Consider the following 4,052-nt stretch of genomic DNA (forward strand, 5'->3'; position numbering starts at 1 on the left):
CTCTTCCCCCTAGCCCCTAGCCCCTAGCCCCTAGCCCCTCTCCCCCATGACCCACTGTGTCACCCCTGGATGCCAAAACCCCCGAAACCCAGACACAGCGCAACATTGCCAGAGTTGCGGTTCCCGGTTGTTACTTCAACAACGCTATCGACCCATGCGGCCCATCGGTCAAGGTGGCTTTGGGAAAACCTTTTTAGCAGTCGATGAACAAATTCCCCTCAAACCATCCTGCGTCATCAAACAATTTTCCTTTCCCACTCACGACCCAGAAAGCTACAATACAGCCGCTAGATTATTTCGCCAAGAGGCCCTGCGCCTTAACCAACTTGGCGGACACCCTCAAATTCCTCAACTATTAGCCCACTTTGAAGAAAATCACCTTCTCTATCTAGTTCAAGAGTTTATTGAAGGGCTAACTCTCTCCCAAAAATTGCGCCAAACAGGGATTTTTAACGAAGAGGAGATTTGGGAATTGCTACGGGACTTGTTACCCGTACTCCAATTTATCCACGAACATTCTATCATTCATCGCGACATTAAACCAAGCAATATTATTAGCCGCAATAGCGATAGCAAACCAGTTTTACTCGACTTTGGGATTGCTAAAATGATTCCCAACAATGCTGTCATTCATACGGGTACGATTATTGGTTCTCCCGAATATATGGCCCCCGAACAATCGCGAGGAAAAGCGATATCAGCTAGCGATCTATTTAGTTTAGGCGTTACCTGTATTCACTTAATGACAGGTGTTTCTCCTTGGGATATGTATGACATGGTAAATGACCGTTGGGCGTGGCGAGATTTTTTACCTACTCGTAACAGTGACAACTTAAATAAAATTCGTCAAAGCCAGGTTAAGCTCGGTAAAATCTTAGATAAATTGCTAGAACATTCTCTGGGTAAACGCTATCAGTCGGCAGAAGAAGTTTTAAAAGACACGATCGCTAGCACTAATCCAGCTATTAGCAAAACTTCTAAAGTAGTCAAGTCTAAGCTTACACCAGTGAAATCGGTTTCATCACCATTTCGTCCTAGTTTTCTGGTAAAAATCCTACCTTGGTCTGTTAAACCTACTGGAGATAATTTGATATCGGCAGCAGGTGTTGATTACACTCAATTGCAACATTTACTAGCAGCACAAAAATGGAAACAAGCGGATCTAGAAACTTGGATAGTTCTCTGTCAAGCTTTGGGTAAACCAACTAAATGTTATCTTCATCCCAATGAAATTGATAATTTACCTTGTGTAGATTTGGAGACAATTAATCAACTGTGGGTGAAGTACAGTAACGGGCAATTTGGCTATAGCATACAAACGCAAATTTATGATAGTGTTGGCAATGATTACGCGAAATTTTGCGATCGCGTTGGCTGGCTTACTTATAATCCTCATAATCCCTACGAAGGCCTAAACTTTAGTCGCACAGCGCCACCTGGACATTTGCCCTCGCGGATATGGGTAGTCGGCTTAAAATGGTGGCGACATCTAGAAGTAATGGCTGCTAAACTCAGTCAATGCGAAGTATATTTTAAGTAGATTAATATCAACTAGGATTTACCCACGTCGAGGTTAGAAACCGGGTTTCTTCGTAGATATCTAGTTGAGAATCGGGGATTTGTCAGAGAAACCCGGTTTCTTTGTGTAAGTCATAAATTTATGATACAATTACTAAATAATAATTCTCGGCTAATCTCTCCCTACCTGAAATGGACGAACTACGCCGCCAAGCTTATCAAAATTTGATTGATGCCCTCCTCACCTGCGATCGCGAGGAAGAAATGGGCATTATGCAGGCTAATTTAGAGTTGATAGACGAGGGTTTTGCCCAATTTTTGCGGCGAGACTGGGCAACTCAAACTCTGGGAAAGTTGCAGGATGAAGAAGCTTTCAATTGTGCTATTAATTTACACAACTTTAATCTGGGTTTTTCTAGTCTGCGGCAAGGCAGTCGGGCAAGTAATTTAGAGGTAAGTATCGCTTGTTTGGAGATTGGGTTAACTGTTATTACTCGCGAAGCTTACTCGGAATATTGGGCAGCGTTTCAAAACAATCTGGGGGCTGACTACGGCAACAGAATCAGAGGGGAAAAAGCAGAGAATTTGGAAGTGGCGATCGCGGCTTATTTGGCATCTTTGGAAGTTTACACCCGTGAGGCTTTTCCGATCAATAATGCTGAAACTTTATATAACCTCGGACTTGCCTACCGGGATAATTCCCAACTCCCAGCAGCTTACGATACCTTTAACACTGCCATTGAGACAGTCGAATTAATGCGGAGTGAAATCATTATCGGTGGTGAAGCAGACAGACAGAAATTAGCTGAAGAATGGAATAAACTTTATCAGGAAATGGTCGAAGTTTGCCTAGCAATGGCAAACCAAACTGCCGCCCTAGAATACGTCGAACGCAGCAAAACCCGAAACCTCGTAGAATTATTTTACAATGCCCGCAGTGTCCCGCAAAATCCACAGCCGATTAGTTTTGCTGAAATTGGCAATCTGTTAGCTGAAGATGAGGCAATTTTGGAATGGTACATTACCTTTAACGGCTTTAAAGTTTTCATTGTCACCTATCAACCCTTCTTAGCCCCCCCTTACCAAGGGGGGGTTGGGGGGGTTGATGTTTGGGAATCTTCCGAACAAGATTTGCAAGCATTAGAGGAATTTCAACGGGAATATATCGACGACATCAAAGATAATGAAAAATACGACAACTGGAAAAACCAGCTAGAAACCCGCCTGGAAAAATTAGCTGAAATCTTACATATAGATGAAATAATTTCTCGCCTCCCGGAAACTTGTAAGCGATTAATCTTAGTTCCCTTCCGATATTTGCACTTGTTACCACTTCACGCCTTAACCAGTCGCCGACTCAGGGAAAATGTAGAAGAAACTGGCAGTCTCCTCGATCTTTTCCCTGGCGGCGTGAGATATACTCCCAGTTGTCAGCTATTACTATTATCTCAGCGGGTAAATCCGCCTGGGGAAGATTCATCACCGAGAAAATTGTTTGCCATTCAAAACCCGACAGAAGATTTAGACTTCACCGATATCGAAGTTGAAGCTATTGCTAAATCCTTTAATCCTGCCGAAGTTTTGAAGAGGGAAAAGGCAAGTAAGACAGGATTGCAGGAACGAATTACCGGGTTACAAGATGCCGATATCGCGCATTTTTCTTGTCACGGTTTTTTCGACTTTTCCAATCCCCGGAAATCCGCTTTAATCTTAGCTGGGTCGAAAGTAACCCCCCTTAATCCCCCCTTGGGTAAGGGGGGAGACTGGAGAGGATTTCTCCTTGGTAAGGGGGGAGACTGGAGAAGATTCCCCCTTACCAAGTGGGGAGACTGGAGAGGAGAAAAAAGAAAATTCTCCCTTGGCAAGGGGGGAGACAGGAGAAGATTTCCCCTTACCAAATGGCGAGACAAGAGAAGTCCCCCCCTTACCAAGGGGGGGCTAGGGGGGGTTTCCTCCAACCAAAGTTATATTCGTTCCCGCCGAGGCGAAATCTTCGATATTACCCAATGCGTAACGCTGACAGAAATCTTTGATTTAAAGTTAAATAAGTGCAGTTTAGTTACCCTTTCCGCCTGCGAAACTGGGTTGACTGATATTAGAGATACCACTGATGAGTATATCGGATTGCCTAGCGGTTTTTTCTATGCGGGGGCCACGAATGTAATTAGCACTTTATGGGCAGTTAATGATGTATCTACGGCTATTTTGATGATCAGGTTTTATGAACTTTTGCTATCGGAAATTCGGCCGCCTGTGGCCATCGCTTTGCGGGAGTCGCAGTTGTGGCTAAGGGAGGCAACTGTGCAAAAGTTGGTAGAATGGGTGGCAGATTGTCAGTTAATTGCAGATGCCAAGAAACAGGAAATACAAGATTATATTAAATGGGGTGAAAACCCAGAAAATAAACCTTATCAATCTCCCCATTTCTGGGCGGCGTTTTGTGCAGTTGGGCAATAGATTTCTCAGGAAATGGCAATCGAGACAAGCCTTTGCCATCATGTCAAGTTAAGCTGAAACCCGCCAGGGGTTAAAAC

General features: G+C 44.0%; 2 protein-coding genes. Both read left to right on the plus strand.

The window, feature by feature from the left end:
• The first annotated feature begins 46 nt into the window (after nucleotides 1-46).
• Nucleotides 47-1,540, plus strand: a complete 1,494-nt coding sequence (locus OSCI_RS00780; RefSeq protein WP_026103699.1) for a serine/threonine-protein kinase — start codon at nucleotides 47-49, stop codon at nucleotides 1,538-1,540.
• A gap of 170 nt (nucleotides 1,541-1,710) precedes the next feature.
• Complete coding sequence (locus tag OSCI_RS27790) at nucleotides 1,711-3,975, plus strand: CHAT domain-containing protein (protein WP_007352926.1); 2,265 nt, start codon at nucleotides 1,711-1,713, stop codon at nucleotides 3,973-3,975.
• Nucleotides 3,976-4,052: the final 77 nt, after the last annotated feature.

It is taken from the genome of Kamptonema sp. PCC 6506 (assembly GCF_000180455.1).
Lineage (GTDB): Bacteria > Cyanobacteriota > Cyanobacteriia > Cyanobacteriales > Microcoleaceae > Kamptonema > Kamptonema formosum.

Bases quoted from the DNA above. Each gene is read 5' to 3' on its own strand.
- OSCI_RS00780 (WP_026103699.1), top strand. From the start codon at position 47: ATGACCCACTGTGTCACCCCTGGATGCCAAAACCCCCGAAACCCAGAC.
- OSCI_RS27790 (WP_007352926.1), top strand. From the start codon at position 1,711: ATGGACGAACTACGCCGCCAAGCTTATCAAAATTTGATTGATGCCCTC.